We start from the raw sequence: 865 nt of genomic DNA, 5'->3' as shown, positions 1-865 counted from the left end.
ACACCTGCGTTGTTACGCCTCGATTGGTACCTGGTTGTAATACCGTATCGGGCTTGTCAATGCGCTCAATTAATTTAGGTTGCTCAGGCGATACTGTGTGCGATATTGTTTTATCTAGCTGTTTGCGCTTAAGTATATCGGCCATATTAACCAGTGCGCGATTGGCGCTGGCAAGGTGTTTTGATTTACTCGCTGCAGAAGCGGCAACACCCACCCCGCCTGTTAATATCGCTAATAATATTTCAAAGGCCATTACACCAGTTATGCGCTGTTTATCAACGTACGAGTGGGCTTCAATATAGTCATACGGGAAGCGCGCGAGTGTATTGCGGGTGTCTTCATCGTCCATTAAGGCGAGTAATAATTCAAAGGCATCTGATAATGCACTGGTTGTTTTTTGGCTAAAGGCTAAAATTGTTTCAAGTTCGTGCTTAACCGCGTGTTTATCACCACTGGCAACAGCATCAATCATTCTAAAGCAGGCAGAATACACACTGATATTTACATCAATCCCCAATACGATTAAATCAGCGATACCCGTTACAAGGGACTTTGCGCCTTGATACAGGCCCGTTGCGCGTGCACCGGTTTCAATCATCCATTGGGTAAAAAAATCCTCTTGCTCAAAAATAGCATCGCCAATAGCTGCTTGTTTGCGTATTTCATTAAGCATGGAGGTGAGATGTTGTTTAAAGTCGTTACGCAGTTGGGTGAGTTGTTGTTCATCCGCTTGAGTGGTTGCGCGCAGCAAAACATCACTTTTACCTTGCGGTAAATTAGCCAAGGTGGCTACACCGTTTGCCAGTGAGCCGGTATGTTCAATGCCCTCATTATCGATAACGATATAGTCAATACCATCAACGGG

Annotated in this window: 1 pseudogene; it reads right to left on the bottom strand. The window is 44.9% G+C overall.

From position 1 onward, the window contains the following. A pseudogene (locus P20429_RS19655) lies at positions 1-865 on the bottom strand (type IV secretion protein Rhs); the annotation flags it as partial.

Source organism: Pseudoalteromonas sp. BSi20429 (genome assembly GCF_000238895.1).
Lineage (GTDB): Bacteria > Pseudomonadota > Gammaproteobacteria > Enterobacterales > Alteromonadaceae > Pseudoalteromonas > Pseudoalteromonas arctica.
The sequence above is the reverse complement of the archived record's forward strand: the minus strand, read 5'-3'. Positions and strand labels throughout refer to the sequence as shown.